This is a genomic window from Pokkaliibacter plantistimulans (assembly GCF_003194385.1).
GTDB lineage: Bacteria > Pseudomonadota > Gammaproteobacteria > Pseudomonadales > Balneatricaceae > Pokkaliibacter > Pokkaliibacter plantistimulans.
In genome coordinates this window covers 1-20154 of sequence record NZ_LAPT01000137.1, presented here as the reverse complement: position 1 = coordinate 20154, position 20154 = coordinate 1, and the positions used below count along the sequence as shown (strand labels likewise).

The 20154-nt window shown below is 55.1% G+C and carries 19 protein-coding genes; 6 read left to right on the top strand and 13 right to left on the bottom strand.

Translation table 11 applies throughout. From position 1 onward, the window contains the following. Positions 1-216 precede the first annotated feature (216 nt). The 4 genes from WH50_RS23715 to WH50_RS23700 all read right to left on the bottom strand — a co-directional run bounded on the left by WH50_RS23715 (position 217) and on the right by WH50_RS23700 (position 2661). Positions 217-966 (bottom strand): class I SAM-dependent methyltransferase, encoded by a 750-nt coding sequence (locus WH50_RS23715; RefSeq protein ID WP_110189696.1) that lies wholly within the window; start codon positions 964-966, stop codon positions 217-219. A gap of 4 nt (positions 967-970) precedes the next feature. Continuing rightward, positions 971-1381 carry a DoxX-like family protein gene (locus tag WH50_RS23710; RefSeq protein WP_110189694.1) on the bottom strand — a complete coding sequence of 137 codons (411 nt, stop codon included), beginning with the start codon at positions 1379-1381 and terminating at the stop codon, positions 971-973. A gap of 188 nt (positions 1382-1569) precedes the next feature. Further along, entirely contained in the window at positions 1570-1830 is a 261-nt protein-coding gene (locus WH50_RS26470) for a hypothetical protein (protein WP_165838546.1), read from the bottom strand. A gap of 204 nt (positions 1831-2034) precedes the next feature. Beyond that, positions 2035-2661 (bottom strand): helix-turn-helix domain-containing protein, encoded by a 627-nt coding sequence (locus WH50_RS23700; protein WP_243410252.1) that lies wholly within the window; start codon positions 2659-2661, stop codon positions 2035-2037. A 174-nt stretch (positions 2662-2835) separates the two neighbouring features. Here WH50_RS23700 and WH50_RS23695 point away from each other — a divergent pair, with 174 nt between their 5' ends. Together WH50_RS23695 and WH50_RS27190 are read left to right on the top strand one after the other, a co-directional pair. After that, positions 2836-3996, top strand: a complete 1161-nt coding sequence (locus WH50_RS23695; RefSeq protein WP_110189702.1) for a benzoate/H(+) symporter BenE family transporter — start codon at positions 2836-2838, stop codon at positions 3994-3996. Between the two features lie 69 nt (positions 3997-4065). After that, entirely contained in the window at positions 4066-4188 is a 123-nt protein-coding gene (locus WH50_RS27190) for a hypothetical protein (RefSeq protein ID WP_279305959.1), read from the top strand. 380 nt (positions 4189-4568) lie between these two features. On the opposite strand, the gene exaC is transcribed toward WH50_RS27190, so the two are convergent. Then, positions 4569-6089, bottom strand: a complete 1521-nt coding sequence (gene exaC, locus WH50_RS23690; protein ID WP_110189700.1) for an acetaldehyde dehydrogenase ExaC — start codon at positions 6087-6089, stop codon at positions 4569-4571. A gap of 292 nt (positions 6090-6381) precedes the next feature. On the opposite strand from exaC, the gene WH50_RS23685 reads away from it, so the two are divergent. Continuing rightward, the gene (locus tag WH50_RS23685) at positions 6382-7041 is read left to right on the top strand and encodes a LuxR C-terminal-related transcriptional regulator (protein ID WP_110189688.1); all 660 of its coding nucleotides are present in this window, start codon (positions 6382-6384) and stop codon (positions 7039-7041) included. A gap of 340 nt (positions 7042-7381) precedes the next feature. Further along, positions 7382-7702: a BON domain-containing protein gene (locus WH50_RS23680; RefSeq protein WP_104154076.1), complete on the top strand. Its 321-nt coding sequence runs from the start codon at positions 7382-7384 to the stop codon at positions 7700-7702. On the opposite strand, the gene WH50_RS23675 is transcribed toward WH50_RS23680, so the two are convergent. The 7 genes from WH50_RS23675 to WH50_RS23645 form a co-directional block, all read right to left on the bottom strand. After that, positions 7694-10423, bottom strand: coding sequence for a PAS domain-containing hybrid sensor histidine kinase/response regulator (locus WH50_RS23675; protein WP_341476845.1), 2730 nt, complete (start codon positions 10421-10423; stop codon positions 7694-7696). The genes WH50_RS23680 and WH50_RS23675 overlap by 9 nt on opposite strands. Further along, positions 10413-11585 carry a nitric oxide-sensing protein NosP gene (nosP, locus tag WH50_RS23670; protein WP_110189686.1) on the bottom strand — a complete coding sequence of 391 codons (1173 nt, stop codon included), beginning with the start codon at positions 11583-11585 and terminating at the stop codon, positions 10413-10415. The genes WH50_RS23675 and nosP overlap by 11 nt, the downstream gene beginning before the upstream one ends. A 319-nt stretch (positions 11586-11904) precedes the next feature. Further along, on the bottom strand, positions 11905-12114 hold the full coding sequence (locus tag WH50_RS23665; protein ID WP_110189684.1) for a hypothetical protein: 210 nt from the start codon (positions 12112-12114) through the stop codon (positions 11905-11907). Positions 12115-12289: 175 nt separating this feature from the next. Further along, on the bottom strand, positions 12290-12889 hold the full coding sequence (locus tag WH50_RS23660) for a MarC family protein (protein WP_104154079.1): 600 nt from the start codon (positions 12887-12889) through the stop codon (positions 12290-12292). 157 nt (positions 12890-13046) lie between these two features. Then, on the bottom strand, positions 13047-13907 hold the full coding sequence (locus WH50_RS23655) for a metallophosphoesterase family protein (protein ID WP_110189682.1): 861 nt from the start codon (positions 13905-13907) through the stop codon (positions 13047-13049). Between the two features lies 1 nt (position 13908). Continuing rightward, a complete protein-coding gene (locus tag WH50_RS23650) occupies positions 13909-15039 on the bottom strand; it encodes a diacylglycerol/lipid kinase family protein (RefSeq protein WP_110189681.1) in 1131 nt (376 codons plus the stop codon). Between the two features lie 33 nt (positions 15040-15072). Next, positions 15073-16032, bottom strand: coding sequence for a 2-hydroxyacid dehydrogenase (locus WH50_RS23645; RefSeq protein ID WP_110189679.1), 960 nt, complete (start codon positions 16030-16032; stop codon positions 15073-15075). A 285-nt stretch (positions 16033-16317) separates the two neighbouring features. On the opposite strand from WH50_RS23645, the gene WH50_RS23640 reads away from it, so the two are divergent. Further along, positions 16318-17148, top strand: a complete 831-nt coding sequence (locus WH50_RS23640) for a DODA-type extradiol aromatic ring-opening family dioxygenase (RefSeq protein WP_110189677.1) — start codon at positions 16318-16320, stop codon at positions 17146-17148. A 320-nt stretch (positions 17149-17468) separates the two neighbouring features. Continuing rightward, the gene (dapA, locus tag WH50_RS23635; protein ID WP_110189675.1) at positions 17469-18341 is read left to right on the top strand and encodes a 4-hydroxy-tetrahydrodipicolinate synthase; all 873 of its coding nucleotides are present in this window, start codon (positions 17469-17471) and stop codon (positions 18339-18341) included. A 108-nt stretch (positions 18342-18449) separates the two neighbouring features. Here the strand turns inward: dapA and WH50_RS23630 are convergent, their stop codons facing one another. Beyond that, on the bottom strand, positions 18450-19838 hold the full coding sequence (locus WH50_RS23630) for a PepSY-associated TM helix domain-containing protein (protein WP_110189673.1): 1389 nt from the start codon (positions 19836-19838) through the stop codon (positions 18450-18452). Positions 19839-20154 lie beyond the last annotated feature (316 nt).

Below are 20154 nucleotides of genomic sequence, written 5' to 3'. Positions count from 1 at the left end.
TTCCGTCTTGAACATGACTAGCCTGATTAATCTGTAGCGATCACTCCGTGACTACCTAACAGGTCGTTGAAAATCTATCTGCGTTGCCGAATACTGCGTCAAAAACAGGCTCAAAATGCTCATTTAGTTCACTAAACTCCGCTTTTTCGCCTGTTTCTTGTGCCCTCGGGGTATTTCCTTGTCTCGGCTGCCTCGATAACGTTTTTCAACAGCCTGCTAAGCAGCAACGCCATTCACGCTCAGATCAGGCACATCCGGGCGCTTTTTGCACACCAATATCAGCGAGCACGGCAGTGCTCCCTGATGATCCAGCGGCTCCCGCATTTCACAGCAGTAAAATCCGCAGTCTGCCAGCGTCTTTATCCAGGAAGCCAGCGTTCTGAAATACCAGGGTGCAGCACGGGCAAAACGGTTGCTAAGCCCCACCCAACTCCCGGGTCGCCAGCCATCGATATATCGCCCGTCTGGGCAGGCGACAACAGGATGGAGTGTTTGTATAACCAGCACTCCCTGCGGGGCCAATAGCTGATAACAAGCCTGAATTGCCTGCACCGTACTGTGTTCGCCCAACAATGAAAAGTTGGCCACAGCCATGTCCAATAACGGGGAATCAGCCGCGCTTTGCACTATCTGAGCAAGCTCGGCATAGCTTGCCTCGATAAACCGCCCTCGCCCGCCGCATCGTTGCCGTGCGCACTGAACCAGCTCGGGGACGGCATCGGATGCCAGAACGTCGATCCCGAGATCAAGCAGTCTTTCACTAAGCCACCCCTCACCACAGCCCAGATCAAGAACATGGTGAGGATGAACGCTCGCAATCGCATCCAGAATGGCCTGATTGGTCACCTCCACCCTGGAGCGAATATCACCTGCAGCGATAGCTTCAATCCAGGGTTGGGCATTGTCCTGCCATGCGGCAAGGATCTGCTGTTCCGGGTCAATCTTGAGCATTGCTCTTACGTCCATGACATCAGCTAATCCAGCCCGGCGCTGGACGGCGCTGGTTAGAAATCATACCGATGACCGCCAGGAAGAAAATGGCCAGATTAGTCACTAACGGGTTGAAGGCCTCGCTCATCAACGCGGGCGCCACCATCATGACGTCAATCAGTAATCCCAGCATCAACAGACAGGTAATCAGTAAAGGCCAGGCACTGCGATGAAACAGCAGAATGCAGAACCCCAGTACAATTTCAGCAGCACCTGCCAACTGCACGATTCCCATCCCACCCAGCTGCAAATCGGTCAATCGATGAGCATCGATCAGCATACGCTCAGTTGCGTTGTTGTACATCAGTTTGGGAATCAACCCCTGGTAGATGAAGATGATCCCCAGCGTCAATCTCGACCAGAAGTTGATAGCGGCAAGACTTCTATTCATACCCGATAACCCTTTGCTACTGCTCCAAGAGGCACGGCAGGAAAATGACAGACGCAGACCTGTACGTATGACAGGCCTACTGCATAAAAATCGCTGTTATTCTGCGCGTTGCTTTTGTTATTTGTGTGAATGCATCGCCTCAGGTTTCACATGGAAAGATGAGACGGGTACTGCGTAAGACAGGGACGTTACCCCTTATTCCAGGGTAACTTCGGCAGTCGATCCAATGACTTGGCATAACGCGCGGCATTATACGTGGTGCCGGATTTCATCACGGTGGTCATCTCATGGGATAACGCCGCAGCAATCAGTCCCATAGCCTGCTCATCGCTATAGCCTTTCTCCCGCAGGCGCTTCATTGCTTTGGCAGCCGCAGGCGGTGTATTGCTTTCTATCTGTCGCGTAACCGTGGCATACAATGCCTGGCGAGCTTTATCAGCCTCACTCATGTACTCAGTTCCTGTCATGGCGTAGCGAACAGTCCCATTCAGCAGGCGCCTTAACAGGGCCACATGCCATGGGAGAGTGCCAGCCCGGCTTCAGAGAAATACGAAAGGAGATTTATACAGCGCCGGTGAGGGAAGAGACAAACTTTTTACCGATCGGTTCCGGTTTTTCGCGTCACTCGCACAACCTGCAGGCTTTCAGACGGACTAACCCGGCCAGACCAACGTAGTGGTTTGCTGTGCGCTTGGTGGATAGTGAATCAGATTATGAATGGCCGCCGCCTCATCATGAAGATTGCGATAGGCATGAGGCTGGTCTGCGGCAAAGCGGATAGCTTCCCCCTTACCCAGCGGATGCCACTGCTCCCCCACCAGCACATCCATCTGACCTTCAAGCACAATGACATGCTCGATCACCCCTGGTGCATGAGCAATCGAATGATGATCACATCCCGGGGCCAGTAATATATGAAACAGCTCAAATCCCATGCGTGGATCAAAGGGAAATACAGCATGCGCATACATGCCAATCTCCACCTCGCTGAACTCCGCTTCATTACCTGTTCGTATCAGGGTCTCATTACCACTCACTTGCTGAGCGACATCTAGAAAGCTGGACAACGAGACACCACAGCCTACTGCAATCTTCCACAGGGTGACCATGGTCGGGCTGGACTCTCCCCGTTCGATCTGTCCCAGCATAGCCTTACTGACACCGGTCTCACTGCTGCAACGGTCCAGACTCCAGCCCAGCTGCTGGCGCAACGTCTTCAGATACCGACCGATATTGATATTGACCGACAGCGCTGGGTCCGCTGTTTGATTATTCGTCACTTGCCCTACCTGCCTGTGCCACCACACCTGTGATCTGTCAAAAGCCGCTTGTACGCTATAACGCACAAATGATAGCATTCCCTTCGTGCGCTATTACGCACAGAGCACATACAATAACAAGGTCTGGTTTGAGTCAACCTGCACCTGAAGAAGACCTCGTCGATGGATGCCCCCATGTTCAAGTCATTCTCCCTGACCACAGTGGTCGCAGGATTTATTGCTGTCCTGGTAGGCTTTACCAGTTCAGCCGTCATCATCTTTCAGGCAGCCAGTGCCGCTGGCGCCTCCCCGGCAGAAGTCAGCTCCTGGCTGGCCGCACTGGGCATTGGCATGGGCGTCACCTCCATTGGCCTGTCCCTTCGTTATCGCATGCCGGTACTGACCGCCTGGTCTACACCCGGCGCAGCCCTGCTGGTTACCAGTCTGGCCGGCGTGCCGATGAGCGCAGCCATTGGTGCCTTTGTATTTTCAGCCATACTGATCACGCTCTGCGGCGTAACCGGCCTGTTTGAAAAGATGATGGACCGCATTCCCAAAGGGCTGGCTGCCGCCATGCTGGCCGGTGTACTGGTACATTTCGGTTTGAATGTTTTCAGTGCCATGCAGAGCCAGCTGCTGCTGGCATTAGCGATGTTTGTGACCTACCTGATCGCCAAACGTGTGACGCCACGCTATGCCATTATTCTGGTGCTGGCGATGGGAGTGATCATTGCGGGTGCCAAAGGCCTGCTGCACTTCGATAACGTCACGCTGGCCGTGGCTCAGCCAGTATGGACAACCCCTACTTTTGACCTCACTACGCTGATAGGTGTGGGTATTCCGCTGTTTGTCGTGACCATGGCGTCACAGAACGTCCCCGGCGTCGCTGTTATCCGCGCTTCCGGTTACAACATGCCCATTTCACCGCTGATCACCTGGACGGGTGTCGCTTCTCTGGTATTGGCTCCCTTTGGCGGCTACGCCCTCAATCTGGCCGCCATCACTGCAGCCATCTGCATGGGAAAAGAGGCGCATGAGCAGCCGGAAAAGCGCTATATGGCTTCCATCTGGGCAGGCTTCTTCTATCTGATTACCGGTATATTTGCCGCCACTATCGCCGGGCTGTTTGCGGCCTTCCCCAAAGAGCTGGTGCTGACCATAGCCGGTCTGGCACTGTTTACCACCATCAGTAACAGCATGGCAATGGCCATGCACGATGATCGTCAGCGCGAACCGGCACTGATCACCTTCCTGATTACTGCTTCAGGACTCACCCTGTTTAGTATCGGCTCAGCATTCTGGGGCCTGATTGGCGGGGTACTGGCCATGCTGGTACTGAACTGGGGAAAACGCTGACAAGTTGGGCGGTGCTATTGAGCACGAAGAAAAACAGGTGACATTCTTCAGGAAGGAAGTGAATAAAAAATGCGCGGTCAAAAGACCGCGCAATGGCACAAATGCCAGGCAAGATTGTTGCTGTACACCTTCGGCAATCCCTTTGCCGACAACGCCTACGTTGAAAACTCACTGCCGATGTACAGTTTGTGAGCCTGGTGTACATCGGCGGTGATTCCTTTGTCTGCTTAGCCCGTGCTGAGCAGATATCCAGACAGGCGCTCCTTCGGGGCGCGTTGTCAAACTTAAACCCTGTTCACGATCTGCCGTGCGTCGGCCAGACTGCGCTGAAACGCCCTTCGCAACGCTCATTCAGGGCAACTAGCGTTCTTGCGGCGAAAAGGTACTTCCTCAGCACTTTTCGCCTTGTCTTAGCTCGCGAACATGTCTTAGCAGGCTGTTGAAAAACGTTATCGAGGCAGCCGAGACAAGGAAAAAACAGGCGAAAAAGCGGAGTTTAGTGGACTAAATGAGCATTTTGAGCCTGTTTTTGACGCGGTATTCGGCAACGCAGATAGATTTTCAACGACCTGTTAGAAGAAGCCCAAAGGATTGATGTCATAACTGATCAGCAGGTTTTTGGTCTGCTGATAGTGATCAAGCATCATCTTATGGGTTTCACGACCGATACCTGATTTCTTGTAGCCACCGAATGCGGCATGCGCGGGATACATGTGATAGCAGTTGGTCCATACGCGACCAGCCTGAATACCACGTCCCATGCGATACGCGCGGTTGATGTCACGCGTCCACACCCCGGCGCCCAGACCAAACTGGGTGTCATTGGCAATGGCCAGTGCCTCTTCCTCAGTCTTGAAGGTTGTTACCCCGATCACGGGCCCGAAGATTTCTTCCTGGAACACCCGCATATCGTTGGTGCCTTTCAACAGCGTGGGCTGGATGTAGTAACCGGTAGCCAGATCACTCTGCAGTTGCTCAACACCGCCGCCCATCAGGAACTCCGCTCCTTCGTTACGGGCAATTTCCATGTAGGACATGATTTTGTCGAACTGCTGCTGAGATGCCTGAGCGCCCACCTGCGTTTCGGTATCCAGTGGATTGCCACGCTTGATGTTTTTGGCGCGCGCGATGACACGATCCATAAAGGCGTCGTAGATCGATTCCTGAATCAGTGCACGTGACGGACAGGTGCACACTTCACCCTGGTTGAAGAAGCCCAGAATCAGGCCTTCTGCTGCCTTCTCGATGAAAGCTGGCTCAGCCTGCATGATGTCTTCAAAGTAGATATTGGGTGACTTGCCGCCCAGCTCTACCGTGGAGGGAATGATGTTCTCGGATGCACACTTGAGAATATGAGAGCCCACCGGGGTTGAACCCGTGAAGGCAATCTTGGCAATACGCTTGCTGGTTGCCAGCGCTTCACCGGCTTCCTTGCCAAAGCCGTTGACGATATTCAGCACACCGGCTGGCAACAAATCTTCGATCAGTTCGGCCAGCACCAGAATGGAAGCCGGCGTCTGCTCGGCGGGTTTCAGTACCACGCAGTTACCGGCCGCCAGCGCAGGCGCCAGTTTCCAGGCGGCCATCAGAATGGGGAAGTTCCAGGGAATGATCTGCCCGACAACACCCAGTGGCTCATGGAAATGATAGCTGGCGGTGTTGGCATCGATATCAGCGGTAGAACCTTCCTGCGCACGGATACAGCCGGCGAAGTAACGGAAATGATCTACGGCCAGCGGAATATCGGCAGCCAGGGTTTCACGCACCGCCTTGCCGTTATCCCAGGTTTCAGCGACGGCCAGCTTTTCCAGATTCTGCTCCAGACGATCAGCGATCTTCAGCAGCATGTTGGAGCGCTCAGTGACCGAGGTGCGACCCCATGCAGGAGCAGCAGCGTGGGCAGCATCAAGAGCCTTGTCGATATCTTCGGCGGAGGAACGGGGAATTTCGCAGATGGCCTGGCCATTGACCGGAGAGGTATTGGTGAAGTATTGGCCTTTGACAGGTTCAACCCACTTGCCGCCGATAAAGTTACCGTAGCGCTCTTTGAATTGAATGACGGAGCCTGCTTGTCCTGGTTGTGCATAGATCATGGTCAGTGCCTCGCTTTTATTTATCTTGTTTTGAACACGGATTTGCTTGGACAGACTGATCATAGGAGCCGCTCTGGCGCCCTTGTATGCTGCGTTGGAAGGGAAAAATTAGTACTTTAGTACTGCTTTTTTCGATTCAAGCCGTACTGAGTATCGAATCAGCGGAATTTACCCGGCGCTGGACCTTGGTCGCATTGGCAGTTACGTATTGCCTCGTTCTAATTAACCGGCTTAAATGCCCGGCAGCCATCACCGACTCATCCACCGATAACAACAATTAAGGTCACAATCCATGTTCAAGATTCTGGTAGCAGATGACCACCCATTGTTCCGCGAGGCCATTTGCAGCGTGATTAGCGATGGTTTTCCGGGCAGTACCGTACTGGAGAGTGCTGATCTGGATAGCACCGTTGTGATAGCTCAGCAACACGACGATCTTGACCTGATATTGCTTGACCTCAATATGCCTGGCATGAATGGCCTCACCGGGCTGATCAGCCTGCGTAATGAATTACCGGATATTCCTACCGTTATCGTCTCCGCCGAAGAAGACAAGCATATCGTCCTGCAGGCGATAACCTATGGTGCGGTTGGCTTCATTACCAAATCCCTGCCACGTCCTCAGATGCGCGAAGCCATCGGGCAGATACTGGATGGCAATGTCTATTTACCCGCCGATATTATCCGTACCCAGCGTACTGCCCCCAATAAACGCGAAGACGCACAGATTGACCCCTCCCTGTTACAGGCTTTGACCCGTAAGCAACTGCAGGTGCTCGAACACATGGCGAAAGGGGAATCCAATAAGCAGATTGCCTACAATCTGGATATTGCAGAAACCACGGTCAAAGCCCATGTCTCTGCCATATTGCGCAAACTCGGGGTGCATAACCGGGTACAGGCAATTCTTTCGACCAGCGATATCGACTTCAGCGATTACCTGCGTCGCTAACAATCACAACGGCGATTCCCGATCAGCCAGAACTTCGCTGTGCAACCCCTGTTTGTATCACTCCATTGCAATGATCGACGGTATCCGCCCGATCAGTCACAACCTCTCACTGAACAATACTTATCATCAAACAGTGATTAATCCGTCACACAGGTGATGGATCATACTCCTGTCAGGGTTTGGGGTGCCGCCAGCTCACGGCTGTACCGTTCGGCAATGCAACCATCAGCCTGATCATTACTATCGACAGATGGCGCAAAAGTTGCTCAGGACTGCCTGATAGGTCCCTATCTATAACAACCGAACCCACTCGTGATCTGAATGAGAGGGAGTTCCCAAGATGCGTAAGATAAAAGTCGCTGCAACTGCTGCCATTCTGACCACCTCAACACTGGTCATGGCGGCCTCTCAGGGTATGTCGCCGCATAGCTCTGTGCTTGAGCAATGTGCGTCTGCACTGACAACCATGGATATTCAGGCCCGATTGTGGATGGCGAACGAGATTCCGGCTCACCGCATCAGCGTCACCACAAATGGGCGCGTAGTCACTCTGGCGGGTGAAGTAAGCTCCAAAACAGCGCAGGACAAAGCGATCCGTATCGCCACGCTGGCCAGAGATGTTGATCGGGTGATCGACAACCTGCAGGTCACCTCACTGTGAGGTGACCTGACTGCCAAACAGCTGCAGTAATGCCATTTTGAGCTTCAGCGGTTTCACTGGCTTGTGCATCAGCAGATAACCCTGTTGTTTAATCTGCTGTTTCAGCTCCAGGCTGTAATTGGCCGTAATCATCAGCACGGGTAGCGCGGTAGTACGCGCTGCATTGATGTGCTCTACCACGTCCAGCCCTGTCGCTGTTTCGTTATCCAGATGGTAATCCGCAATCAGCAGCGCTGCCTGATCCTCAGCAATATCCACCTGGCGATTAAGATCAGCCAGAGAGGTCGCACTGATGACCTGGCATCCCCACTTCTCAAGTAATGTCGTCATTGCTTCGCAGATGGCATGATCGTTATCCACCAGCCAGATGGGAGCCCATCCCAGATCAATATTCCCCGGCTGTGGCAGGCTGTCTCGGGTACTGGCACCCACAGGCACCTGATCCGACGCCAGAGGAATCGACACTGAGAACGTTGAGCCGCGACCGGGACGCGATGTCACCTTGACCTCATAGCCCAGCATCCGCGCAATCTTGTCAACAATGGCTAACCCCAAACCCAAACCGCGATCCTGACGATGAGCCGGTGGATTGACGCGACGGAACTCCTGGAAAATCTCCTCCTGTTTGTCAGCGGGAATCCCCATGCCCGTGTCCCACACCTCAATACAGACCTTGCCCCGACGCATACGACAACCCAGCAGAATGCCGCCGTGCGGTGTATAGCGCACCGCGTTGCTGAGCAGATTGCGCAGAATACGCGATAACAGCTGCGGATCTGAGCTGACCTGCACCGCCAGAGGATGACAGCGAAAGTCCAGCCCCTCTGCTCCCGCTACCTGACGAAATTCGGTCGCCAGCACCGTCAGCAGATCCCGTAAGTCGAAGCTGACGATTTCGGCATGCATGACCCCTGCATCCAGTTTGGAAATATCGACCAGAGTCCCCAGCAGCGCCTCCACATCTTCAAGGGCGTGATTGATGCTCTTCGCCAGATTACCCTGCTGCTCACTGACCTGCGCTTCCAGCAAAGCCCCGGTGAACAGGCGAGCAGCATTGAGAGGCTGCAGCAAATCATGACTGACTGCCGCGAGGAATTTGGTTTTGGACAGATTGGCCCGCTCTGCTTCCTGCTTGGCTTCAAGCATGCGTTGCTGGCTGCGCTGACGCTCGGTGACCTCGTCGCGCAATTGGGCATTGAGAGTCGACAGCTCCTGCGTCCGCTCCTCAACCCGGGCTTCGAGACTCTGGTAGGCGAGCTGCAATGCTTCAGCATGTTTGCGCCGCTCGGTGATGTCCCTGATAAGGACGAAAATCCCCATCACCTTTGCCTTCTGCCCGGAAGAGCCTGCCACAGCCTCCGCTCCCGGCTGGCTGGCAAAGTTGGGTACATAGGTGCGCAGCAGATAGCGCTCCTGCCCACTGGCATTGGTTTCAGGAAATTCGAACGTCACTGTACGCCCGGCAAATGCCTGCTCGATATAAGGCTGCAGGCGCGAATACTGCTGACGCCGGTGCATTTTGACCAGGGTATTGCCAATAGCACTGCCCCGCTGCCAACCGTACCACTCGTCGTAGCCACGATTAGTGAAGGTGTACCGCAGGTCGTCACCAACATAGGCAATCAGTGCCGGAATCTGGTCAGTGATCTGTCTTACCCAGCGCTCGCTCTCCTTCAGTGTCTCGGCATAGTGATAGCGCTCGGTGATATCAGTGAAGGTATTGACAACCCCACCGCTCGGCATCGCATGGCTGCGGACTTCCAGCACCTTGCCATTTAACAGCCTCTGTTCATAAGCACTACCACCCAGCAGCTTACGATCTTTGCTGTCACTGACCTGCCCCAGCTCGGTGGCGGCCAGCACCTCTGCCAGACGCATGTGGGGCTGCGCCTGACTGACCCCGGTCAGGGCCAGAAAACGACCATTCCATAACTCCAGAAAACCATCGGCATTCACCACGGCCACACCCTGAGACAGGCTGTTGACCGTGTTCTGCAGCAAGCGGGTTTTCTGCGCCAGCGCCTGTTCACGCAGAGCTTGCTCTGAGGCTTTCAGCTCGGTGATGTCGGTATAAAGCATGACCTGCCCCCCTTCGCGCGTGGGGCGCTCGCTGGCCTGAACCCACTGCCCGGAACGGAGACGATACAGTGTCGTCCCCGCGCCCTGCCCTGAGCGCTCCTCCATCACCATGCCGGAACGACTGGCCTTCTGCCGGAACTGCTGCAAGGTGGTGCCAAGCCCCACCGATATACCCGCTTCGGTACAGAAATCAGTGAAATGGCTATTGAATTGCACAATGCGCTGCTGCTGATCAAACAGCACAAAGGCATCGGAAATACTCTCGATGGCATCCACCAGACGCTGATTGGCAGTTTCGGTCTTTTCCCGTGCCTCGCGCAGCAGGAAATTGCTGGCCTTCAGCTCTGCCATGGCCTGATTGAGCGCATCGGTCCGCTCCCTGACCTGCTCAGCCAGCGTGATGGAATGCTGGAATGCGGCGTAAGGGTCAGGCCGGTCAGGGCTGTTGGCTTCGACCCGCTCGATCAGGGCCGCGCAAATACGACGCAGCTTGCGATTCTCCTCCTGCAGCTGCTGCATGTGAGTGCAGTTGTCATCCTGTTGCTGACAAAACTGCAGAGGCAGTAGCGGATCGCCCGTGCTGTCGTCGGCAATCTGCTCGTCAGATAAGTCATGAGCCGGTAAATAGGTTTCAGAGGGCATCGCTGCGGCAGTACCTTCCTATAATGACGCCGGTGAACGTCTGGTTGATATGCATCCCGTTGAACTGCTCTCCGTAGGAGTTGAAGCCAATCACCCGGTTGTCACGCAACAAGGTGGATGTCGCCTCCGTTTGCCCCAACTCTTCCAGCTCAAGACGGCGCAAAAAGCAGTCGCAACCGATGATGACCTGCGGTTGTCCCAGCTGCTGATAGCGTTCGGCTAGTGCCAGACGCAAATCTTCCATCAGGGCTCCCGGCTGCATGGCGGTCATGACAATGCCGTTCTCGACCGCACAGTAAAACGTCATGCTGTAATCCGCGTTGATCCGCTGGATAGAGCGCACGTAATACTGATCGTGATAGCGCACCGCCAGCGGATGCTGGGCAAATACATGCATATCGAGTTCATTGACGTCCTTGCCCACCAGTCGGGCATACGCCAGTGCAGCAGGTTCTGCATTGAGTTCATAGACGGTGCGCGAGTCACGATCTGCCGCCGTCACGACCAGCTTCTCGTGGCGCGGGCGAACGTGATGAGTGGTGAAGACGTCAAAATCTAGCGGTGTATTGATCATTACAATCACCGCTGCTGCGCTATGAAACGCCCCCTCACTGTAGACGTGCGTATTGGTCAGGTGATTGTCATCTCCAGCGGAGCCGCCGAAATGAGGAATACTTCCCAGAGCAGAACAAAGTGTGGACAACACCAGTTCTTCACGGCTGGAGAGCCCGTCCAGTAACGTCAGGGCAAATGTATGGCCGCGTACCGGAGCCAATGCCGACTCGCGGCAATGATCCAGCAGATCCTCCACCACATGCTGGGCACGGGTCAGGTCAAACTCATCCAGACAGGTCACCAGTGCCTGGTCCACCGCAAATGCCCGTCGGTCAAACCCCACCGCCACGATGCAGCCACGCCCATATCCCTGAGGGGTAATCTCGCCTGCGGTCGTGCAGCCTGCGACGGGCGTATCACCAAATGCCAGACTGAGCGCCGTACCCAGACGGTCCAGGTCATACTCTGCAGAGCAGAAAAACAGCACGAACCCCAGATGCTCATGCATCAGTTGATCAGCCAGAGAGAAAGCAGCCAGGTGAGGATCGACGGCATCGGAGCTGGCCGTCAGGACAGCATGACTGTAGAGATCTATCGCAGCGTTCATTGCAACTACCCGCTTAAGCTTATCGTTATAGGCTTCTATGCAAAGTTGACGAAGCAGGTCTGAGTCTACGCTGACAGAGAGTGAAATTCAGCCGCCATCAGTAGTACGACTAAAGGAGGTGTTCAATCAATGAGGGAGTACAGGGAAGCGGAGAACAAAGAGTGAAGGCGTATTCAGAAGACGTTGAATAGGAAGGCGATGGCTAGAAAGATGATGGCTAGAAAGACGATGGACAGATCAGATGGAACGAAGTCAGCACAGCATCCACCTATGCTTTAGCTGTCAGCCTCTCGGGTGAGGCTGACAGCGGCATCCGTTATCAGTGACGCTCGGTCCAGTCCTCAATTTTGTGGGTCAATACATGAAAGTAGTTCTGGTATGTCTGAGGATCCTGAAACTTGATGTTCTCAAGCGTCTCGCGAATGCTGTGCTTCGCATCATCAAACATGGCCAGATTCCCAGCCCGTCTGGCTTCGTTCATACGAGCCATCTGACGCACAATCAGGGATTCACCTATCGTTAGGTTCATCGATCATCTCCTTTTGAATCGTTACAACCATTGCCTTCGCCAACTTATCGGTATTGGCGAGGCTCGTAATGCTATGCCCTACCTGCAGACGGTTTCAATGGATCATTCTTCATTTGAAACCGACTGTCGTTGAAATAAAACAGATGAAACCTGCTGGTAAAGCCGCCATAACCGGCTACTGGCCGGTAATACTCTTCACACCCTCGTAGACAAACTGAATTGCCAAGGCAGCCAGAATGACTCCCAGAAAGCGGCGAAGAATTTCATCGCCCGTGCGCCCAATGACTGTCTTCACGTAACGAGACAGCAACATCAGTGCCAACGTAATGAAACTGATGGTCAGAATCGCCGCCAGCACGCCCAGATTGACGGCGTTATCCGCCGAGCGGGAGAACAACAGGATAGCCAGCGTCAGCGAGCCAGGCCCCGCCAGAAGTGGGATGGACATAGGAAAGACCGAGATATCCTTGCGCTCGGACTGCTGCGCGTATTCGATGTCTTTGGTGATCATATTGAACGCGGTATAGAACAACAGCAGCCCGCCTGAAATACGCAGGGCATGAATGCTGATACCAAGATGGTGCAACAACCCCTCGCCATAGTGGCCAAAGATAAGCAGCAGTAAGGTACTGATCAGGGTCGACTTGAGCGCCATGCGCACGCGGTGTTTCATATCGTCGGCTGGAATCAGCGAATGAAAGATCAGTGCAGCGCCGATGGGGTCAATAATAACGAACAGAGCAGTCAGAGCATTGAGGTAAGTAGGCAGGTCCATTTCAATCTTCACAGCAAAAGATGCGCCGCACCGGAGGGTGCAAGTATGGCAAAGCGGCGCGCATTATAGGAGCTGACATCCAGACTGCCTACCGCCAGAGACAGATTTTAACCCTTCGCTCTGCCTGTCTCTGGCTTATAACGCGATGACATTTGCATTAACCACGCAAATGCACGTGAGGCAGCAGCTCCTGCCAGCCCTCTGCATCGCGACAAAAGCTGGCGATTTCCTTTTCAAAGAAATGTCGTTGGTCTGCCTGCCAGTCCATACGGGTGATGCGCACTTCAGCCGCCTCATGCTGACCGAGAAAATCAATCACGTTGAAGGAGTTCGGGGCGCCGATACGGATGCGTGACGACATGCAGGTCCCGGCCAGCGCTATGACCAGTGGTGAATGATGACTCGGATAACGATGCTGACTGGTGCGCATCAACGGATCATGGATATGACCACTCAGTACCAGATCCACGCCATACTGGCTCAGCGTCGCCAGGATCGCCTCGGCATTGTGAATCAGGTTTGGCTCATCCTGCCTGCGCCGACAGTCCAGCGGATGGTGAAATACCGCAACGGTGAGCGTCGGGGTGCTGCCTGTCCGCTGCGTCTGCTCCACATGCTGTTCCAACTGGCGTTTCAGGTCGCCCAACGGAATCTCACCGTCCTTGTGCCGCCATCGTGGGGCAGAGTTTATCCCGACCACACTGACCGGCCCCAGACAGAGATGTGGCGCCAGCGCGTTGCCCAGCATACGGTAGTTGCGATACGGCCAGCAGCAGCGGGCAAGCAGGTCAAACAAGGGAATATCATGATTGCCGGGTACCACCAGTGCGGGCAGTGACAGCTGTGTCATGAAGTCATGAGCCCGGCGAAACTGCTCTCGGCGCGCTCGCTGGGTGATATCCCCCGACAGAACGACGCCATCGGCATGCAACGCGGCAATCTGCTGAGCCAGCGCTGCCTGAACAGCAGGTTGCTCGGTACCAAAATGGGGGTCAGAGATATGAACAATGCGCGCCATCTCATTGTTTCTCCATATCCGTCAGACTACCTCCTTCCCACAAGGCCGGGTCCTCCGGCAGCGGCGATTCTCTGGCCAGCACTTCATCAATACTCGGAGGAATGCTTACAGGTTCTGCCTGTGTTATTTCCTGTTCCTGAGGCTGTGGATGCCGGGGAACGATAAGCTCAATCGCCTGATGTCGAATGCCGTAACGCAGTGGCGTGGGCATTTTCAGTCGTTCACCGTCCATCACCACCTCCATGCGCTTACGCCGACAGCCGATCACCATGTGCTCGGCACAGAATCCTTCAAGATTGTCGTCATCTCGCAGGCGGCGCATCAAACCATGCAGGCTGAGCCGCAGCAGTCCCCATTTTGAAGGGGGACGCATGACAACCACCGCCAGTTTGTGATCCAGCGCACAATGGGCGACATCGAGCGACACATCGTGCAACTGCAGCGCATTAATACCGACAAAGACCATCGGGGTGCGCAGACGTTTGCTACGTTCGGCAGTGCCCATTTCCAGATCCAGACTGGGAGAACCGCGCAGTAACGTCAGCAAGGTGGAAATCGTCGCGACCCAGCGGTTGCGGCCCCACCGGGAAGTATGGCGTTCACGTGCCCGAATCAAACGGCTGTAAAGCCCAAAGCTGGAGTTGATGACAAAGGCCTGTCCGTTGATATCGCCAATGTCGATGGCTTTCAGCCGGCCTGACAGGACGGTTTCAAAGGCCTGTTCAAAATCTTCCGGAATGGCGTGGTTACGGGCAAAGAAGTTGAACGTACCGATAGGTATGACACCCATAGGAACGCCTGCTCCGGATATTTCCTGAACGACGGAACGAATAGTGCCGTCACCGCCTGCCGCGACGATCACACCACCCTCCTCCTGCGCAGCGGCCAGTGCCTCTCGGGCCTTGTCTGGCAGATAGCGTGGATGCTCTGGCAGATGTAATCGCAATATGCGCTGATCTCGCTCACACAGGCGCCGGGCAATCGCGACCAGCACATCACGTGCGCCACGGCCAGACTTGCCGTTAGCGACCAGATGCACCGGTGCTTTGCTGAGCTGCTCATCACTATAGGAAGAAGAAACGACGGACTGATTACGGTTATGTCTGGACACTTCCGGTTGTGACAACGACATGGACGACACTCCTGATCATCGGTTGGTACCTTGCTATGTGGGGTTGAAATCCTGTCGATACAGCAGGCTTTGCCCAGATTGCAAACGCCTGAGATTTTCTGAAACACCCTGATAGATCCCCTCCAGCGAAATATCGGTAACGCCGCCTATGTGTGGGGTCGCCAGCAGGTTGCAGTCAAAGATGGGGTCATTGGCATCAGGCGGCTCCTGCCAGAACACATCCAGCCCGGCACCAGCAAGTCGCCCGCTGCTCAGCGCCTGATGCAGCACGTCACGCTCAACAAGACCACCACGCCCCAGGTTGATCAGAAACGCTCCCGGTTTGAATAACTCGATAGTGCGCTCATTGATCAGGCCATGTGTGGCCTCATTGTCCGGCAGACTGAAAACAACGAAGTCCGCTGCAGCGAGTAGTTCCGGCAGATCATCCATCCCCGCCACCCAGTCCAGACCAAGCTGCTGGGCCAAACCGGTATCGGGTTGACGCTTGACCCCGATCAGGCGCGTGCCAAACCCTGCGAGCCTGACCGCCAGCGCCTTGCCGATTCCACCTAACCCGGCCAGACCTACCGTCTTGCCTTTCAGACTGAGCCCCATAGGGCGCCCAAGGCGGCCTTCCTGCAGATGCTGCCCGATCACCCGGGCGTTGCGTGCTAAGCCGAGCATCAGATAGATACCTAACTCAGCGACCGAGTCCGCATTACCGGACACATCCGTAGGCACATTACATACTGCGATACCTCGCTCACGGGCGGCGCTCATGTCCACCCCTTCCAGTCCGGCGCCCATTTGCTGGATCAACTGCAGTCGATCAGCACTTTGCAGCACCAGCGATGAGACTTCACTCATTGTGGGTATCAGCACATCGAATCCCTGTAATGTCGCTATACGGAAGTCTCCGCTGGCGACAAATTCCAGTTCGGGGTGCGCAGTACGCAGCTTGGCGAGCATACCGCCCCAGGCGTTTTCCGGTGCGGCAAACAGAATCCTCATGGTGTTGCTTATTCTCTGTTATCTCACTCAGATCGCATAAACATCCGGTGATTACCCGCAATTAATTAACGACTGAGTTTCCATTAAGGCTCTTTTTAAGGTTAATCCCCAACACTAGACTCAATGGGATCCAAATCTCTACCCGACCAAAGTATTGAAAGCCGGTTTTATCTGACCACGATGTGGAGATAAAACCCGCGACCATCAACAGCCGCATGATGTCTCAGGACATGTGTGCAGGTGTTGGGGGCAGGTAGAGTCAGACCGTTCAGATGAGATGCAACCATGGCCACAGATAACTCCAACACTACACCGATGCCGACCATTTTCATCCCCCACGGTGGTGGCCCCTGTTTTTTCATGGAGCCTCCCTTTGGCCCCAAAGACATGTGGGACAAGATGGGGAATTACCTGCGCAGCATCGTGGCTGACCTGCCTCGCCGTCCCAAAGCCGTACTGGCGGTCTCGGCACACTGGGAATGCCCGCGGCCTACGGTGATGACCTCTCCAGCGCCTTCCATGCTGTTTGACTACTATGGCTTTCCTGAACACACCTATCGCCTTGAATACCCGGCCCCCGGCTCACCTGAACTGGCGGCCAGAGTTCAGCAGCTGCTGGCTGATGCAGGGATTGCCTCTGACAGCGATCATGAGCGCGGCTTTGACCATGGTGTCTTCGTACCCTTTCTGCTGATGCTGCCTGACGCCGACATCCCGGTGGTCCAGCTGTCATTACAGCGCGGGCTTGACCCCAGACAGCACCTGCTGATCGGCAAGGCACTGGCTTCACTGCGTAATGAGGATGTACTGATCGTCGGTAGCGGCCTGAGCTACCACAATCTGCGGCACTTCTTTGCAGATATCTACCAAATGGATCCAGCCGCGCAGGCGTTCGACAACTGGCTGAACGACACGGTGTGTCACCCCAACCCGGTAGAGCGGAATCAGCGCCTGATCAACTGGAGTGCTGCGCCGGGTAGTCGCAGCTGTCATCCACGTGAAGAGCATCTGCTGCCCCTGATGGTGGCTGCGGGTGCCGCAGATGCCGATCCGGGCAGCCGCCCCTACAATGATCATGTTATGGGCAAGGCGGTATCAGGCTTCCAGTTTGGCTGATCTGATATAGACCTTCTGGGCCTTGACGGCGGCTGACAATTTCGCCAGACTGCTCGGCACCTGACACAGCCGTCACCGTGCGGCATGTCGAAAATGATTTTGGACTGGATTCCCATGACTTTCTGCTCTAAACGCAAACAGCTCAAACGTAAGGTAGCGTTCAAACGCTAACTTGTTTGGTTGTTTGCGGGTAAGAGCGGATTAAACGAAATCCAGCAACAAAAAGCCCCGGTAGCCAAACAGGCGCTACCGGGGCTTTTTGGTTTCCAGCGTCTGCGAATCTACCGCAAATTAAAAACATGACCTGTTGAGGACACATTATGTTCCGGGGATCGATTACCGCACTTGTTACGCCCTTCCGCGACGGCCAGCTGGATGAGGCGGCGCTGCGCAAGATGGTTCGTTTCCAGATCGAACAAGGCAGCCATGGACTGGTACCTGTCGGCACCACCGGTGAATCACCCACACTGAGCGAAGAAGAGCACAAGCGGGTCATCGAAATCACCGTTGAGGAATGTGCAGGTCAGATCCCGGTTATCGCTGGCGCCGGCTCCAACAACCCAATCGAAGCGATCAAATACTCTCTGCATGCGCAGCAGGCTGGCGCTGATGCCACTCTGCATGTAGCAGGCTACTACAACCGTCCTAATCAGGAAGGTCTGTACCAGCACTTCAAAATGGTACACGACGCCACTGAACTGCCCATAATTCTCTATAACATTCCTCCACGCACCATCGTTGGTCTGGATGTTGACACCATGGCACGTCTGGCCGAACTGCCCCGCGTGGTAGGTGTGAAGGATGCAACAGGTGACGTGACCCGCATCCTGACTGAGCGTCAGCGCATCACCAAACCTTTCAGCTACCTGTCCGGCGACGATATCGCTTCCGTGGCCTACAGCGTCGGCGGCGGCCACGGTTGCATTTCCGTTACTTCCAACGTTGCCCCTGCTCTGGTCTCCCAGCTGCACGAGCTGTGCCTGAATGGCGACTACGCAGCCGCCAAAGCCCTGCAGGACCGTCTGGTGCCCCTGCATAAAGCGCTGTTCCTGGAGCCCAACCCTGCAGGCGCCAAATACGCCGCGTCACTGCTGGGTCTGTGCAGTGAAGATTGCCGTTTGCCAGTGGTTGCCCTGAGCGACGCCAGCAAGGCTGCCATCCGCAGCGCCATGGAGGCACTGGAGCTGATCTGATCAGCCCGATCATTTGCTAAGCACCTTTAGCAAATAGCCGAAAACAAGAGCGGGCCTGAATGGCCCGCTCTTGTTTTATCTGCGCTCACAACGTTCAGGATAGATGGCTCAGGCCATATCGCCCTCTGCCTGAACACGGGATGCTGTCATTCTCCAGCGCATCACGTCGACGATCAGAAAAGCCAGCAGGCTCACGCCCATTACCGGCAGACACCAGCCCAAACCTGTAGCAATCACTATGATTGCAGTCCGCCAGCCACTATTCAGGCGTTGCCAGGCATGAGTCAGTGTTTGCGCGGTCGCCCCCGCCTGAGGGCGTCGACGCCACCACATGCGATACCCCAGCACAACCATCACCGCCAGAGCCAAACCAAAAGCCGCCAGCAGCAGCTGGTTAGGCAGGCCAAACAGGATGCCCATGTGGGCATCGATGCCCCAGCGAATCAGTTTGGGAAGCAGAGAGAAGGTAGCAAAATCCGCCCGGCTGGTAATGGCCAGTTTGCTGCCATCAATAGCAATGGTGTCTACCTGTGTTGGCCAGGAGCGATCAACCTCTCGCACCATCCAGGCTTTATCGGCGGCCTTGGGCGGGCGTATTTCGATCTTGGCGGCATCGATACCGCCGTCCCGCGCTACCTTGAGGATGGTATCGAACATCGCTGGATCCGCCAGACTGACCATCGGGGCCGCTGCCTGCATCTGATGATCAGCATGCTCACCCATTGGCATGGCTCCGGCGCTTCCCAGCTGCAAGGATACGGAGGGAGTGACCCAGCCAAACTCGGAGCGCAGAGTGTCGATTCGATCCCCCGCCCATTTTGACCAGGTCAAACCTGTTGCAGAGAAAAACAGCAGCCCCAAGCCGATCCACAGCCCGGTCAGACCATGCAGCCGACGATGACGCAGGTAGCCATTGCGTTTGGCCACTTCGCTGCGGTTCTTGTTGCCGCCCGTCAGCCACAGCGCGAACCCTCCCAGCGCCGCGATCCACAGCCAGGACGCCGCCAGCTCACTGTAATTACGACCGACATCACCGAGCAGCAAATGGCGATGCATATAGTCGATTTTGCTGCGCAGCGGCAGCACTCCACTGGTGCCGTAAACCACCAGATCGCCTTTGACGGCCAGCGTAATCGGGTCAACGAAAATGGCCCGGCTTTCCGACTCACCCAATCCCGGCTCACTGAACATGACCCGTGTGGTGGCATGGGCATCGGGTGCGGGGCGCACAGCAAACAGTTTACCCTGCCCCGCCATTGCCGCCTGCGCCACTTCGATTTGCTCTGCCAGTGAATGAGCGGGGCCTGTTGCGGTGGTGGTGAGTTGATCCTTATACAGCCAGTCCTCCAGCTGCGGGGTCAGGACATAGGCCGTACCAGTCAACGCTGCAGCCAGAATAAAAGGCCCGACAAATAATCCAATGTAGAAATGCAGACGGGTAATCAATGCCAGTAAAGCAGCTGCCTGACTGACCTGAGAACGATTGATAGATGACATCTGACTTACCTGTATCAACCCACGTTACGACGATAACAGCGGGACAGGACGATGATCACAGGCTGCCAGCGCAGCCTGCCGCCGAGTTTAGCAGGCTGTTGAAAAACGTTATCGAGGCCACCGAGACAAGGAAAAACAGGCGAAAAAGCGGAGTTTAGTAAACTAAATGAGCATTTGACTATATATGCTCGACCCTTCGGGGCCGTGCTAAGTCACTTTCAGCCTTCGGGTGTGAGCTTGTGTTTGATGTGGTATTCTGCTAAGCAGATAGATGTTCAACGACATGCTTAGCCCCTCCGTTAGGCTCGCTACTGTT

Coding starts and splice junctions, on each gene's coding strand:
- WH50_RS23715 (WP_110189696.1), bottom strand. CDS start 966: ATGGACGTAAGAGCAATGCTCAAGATTGACCCGGAACAGCAGATCCTT.
- WH50_RS23710 (WP_110189694.1), bottom strand. CDS start 1,381: ATGAATAGAAGTCTTGCCGCTATCAACTTCTGGTCGAGATTGACGCTG.
- WH50_RS26470 (WP_165838546.1), bottom strand. CDS start 1,830: ATGAGTGAGGCTGATAAAGCTCGCCAGGCATTGTATGCCACGGTTACG.
- WH50_RS23695 (WP_110189702.1), top strand. CDS start 2,836: ATGTTCAAGTCATTCTCCCTGACCACAGTGGTCGCAGGATTTATTGCT.
- WH50_RS27190 (WP_279305959.1), top strand. CDS start 4,066: ATGCGCGGTCAAAAGACCGCGCAATGGCACAAATGCCAGGCAAGATTG.
- exaC (WP_110189700.1), bottom strand. CDS start 6,089: ATGATCTATGCACAACCAGGACAAGCAGGCTCCGTCATTCAATTCAAA.
- WH50_RS23685 (WP_110189688.1), top strand. CDS start 6,382: ATGTTCAAGATTCTGGTAGCAGATGACCACCCATTGTTCCGCGAGGCC.
- WH50_RS23680 (WP_104154076.1), top strand. CDS start 7,382: ATGCGTAAGATAAAAGTCGCTGCAACTGCTGCCATTCTGACCACCTCA.
- WH50_RS23675 (WP_341476845.1), bottom strand. CDS start 10,423: ATGCCCTCTGAAACCTATTTACCGGCTCATGACTTATCTGACGAGCAG.
- nosP (WP_110189686.1), bottom strand. CDS start 11,585: ATGAACGCTGCGATAGATCTCTACAGTCATGCTGTCCTGACGGCCAGC.
- WH50_RS23665 (WP_110189684.1), bottom strand. CDS start 12,114: ATGAACCTAACGATAGGTGAATCCCTGATTGTGCGTCAGATGGCTCGT.
- WH50_RS23660 (WP_104154079.1), bottom strand. CDS start 12,889: ATGGACCTGCCTACTTACCTCAATGCTCTGACTGCTCTGTTCGTTATT.
- WH50_RS23655 (WP_110189682.1), bottom strand. CDS start 13,907: ATGGCGCGCATTGTTCATATCTCTGACCCCCATTTTGGTACCGAGCAA.
- WH50_RS23650 (WP_110189681.1), bottom strand. CDS start 15,039: ATGTCGTTGTCACAACCGGAAGTGTCCAGACATAACCGTAATCAGTCC.
- WH50_RS23645 (WP_110189679.1), bottom strand. CDS start 16,032: ATGAGGATTCTGTTTGCCGCACCGGAAAACGCCTGGGGCGGTATGCTC.
- WH50_RS23640 (WP_110189677.1), top strand. CDS start 16,318: ATGGCCACAGATAACTCCAACACTACACCGATGCCGACCATTTTCATC.
- dapA (WP_110189675.1), top strand. CDS start 17,469: ATGTTCCGGGGATCGATTACCGCACTTGTTACGCCCTTCCGCGACGGC.
- WH50_RS23630 (WP_110189673.1), bottom strand. CDS start 19,838: ATGTCATCTATCAATCGTTCTCAGGTCAGTCAGGCAGCTGCTTTACTG.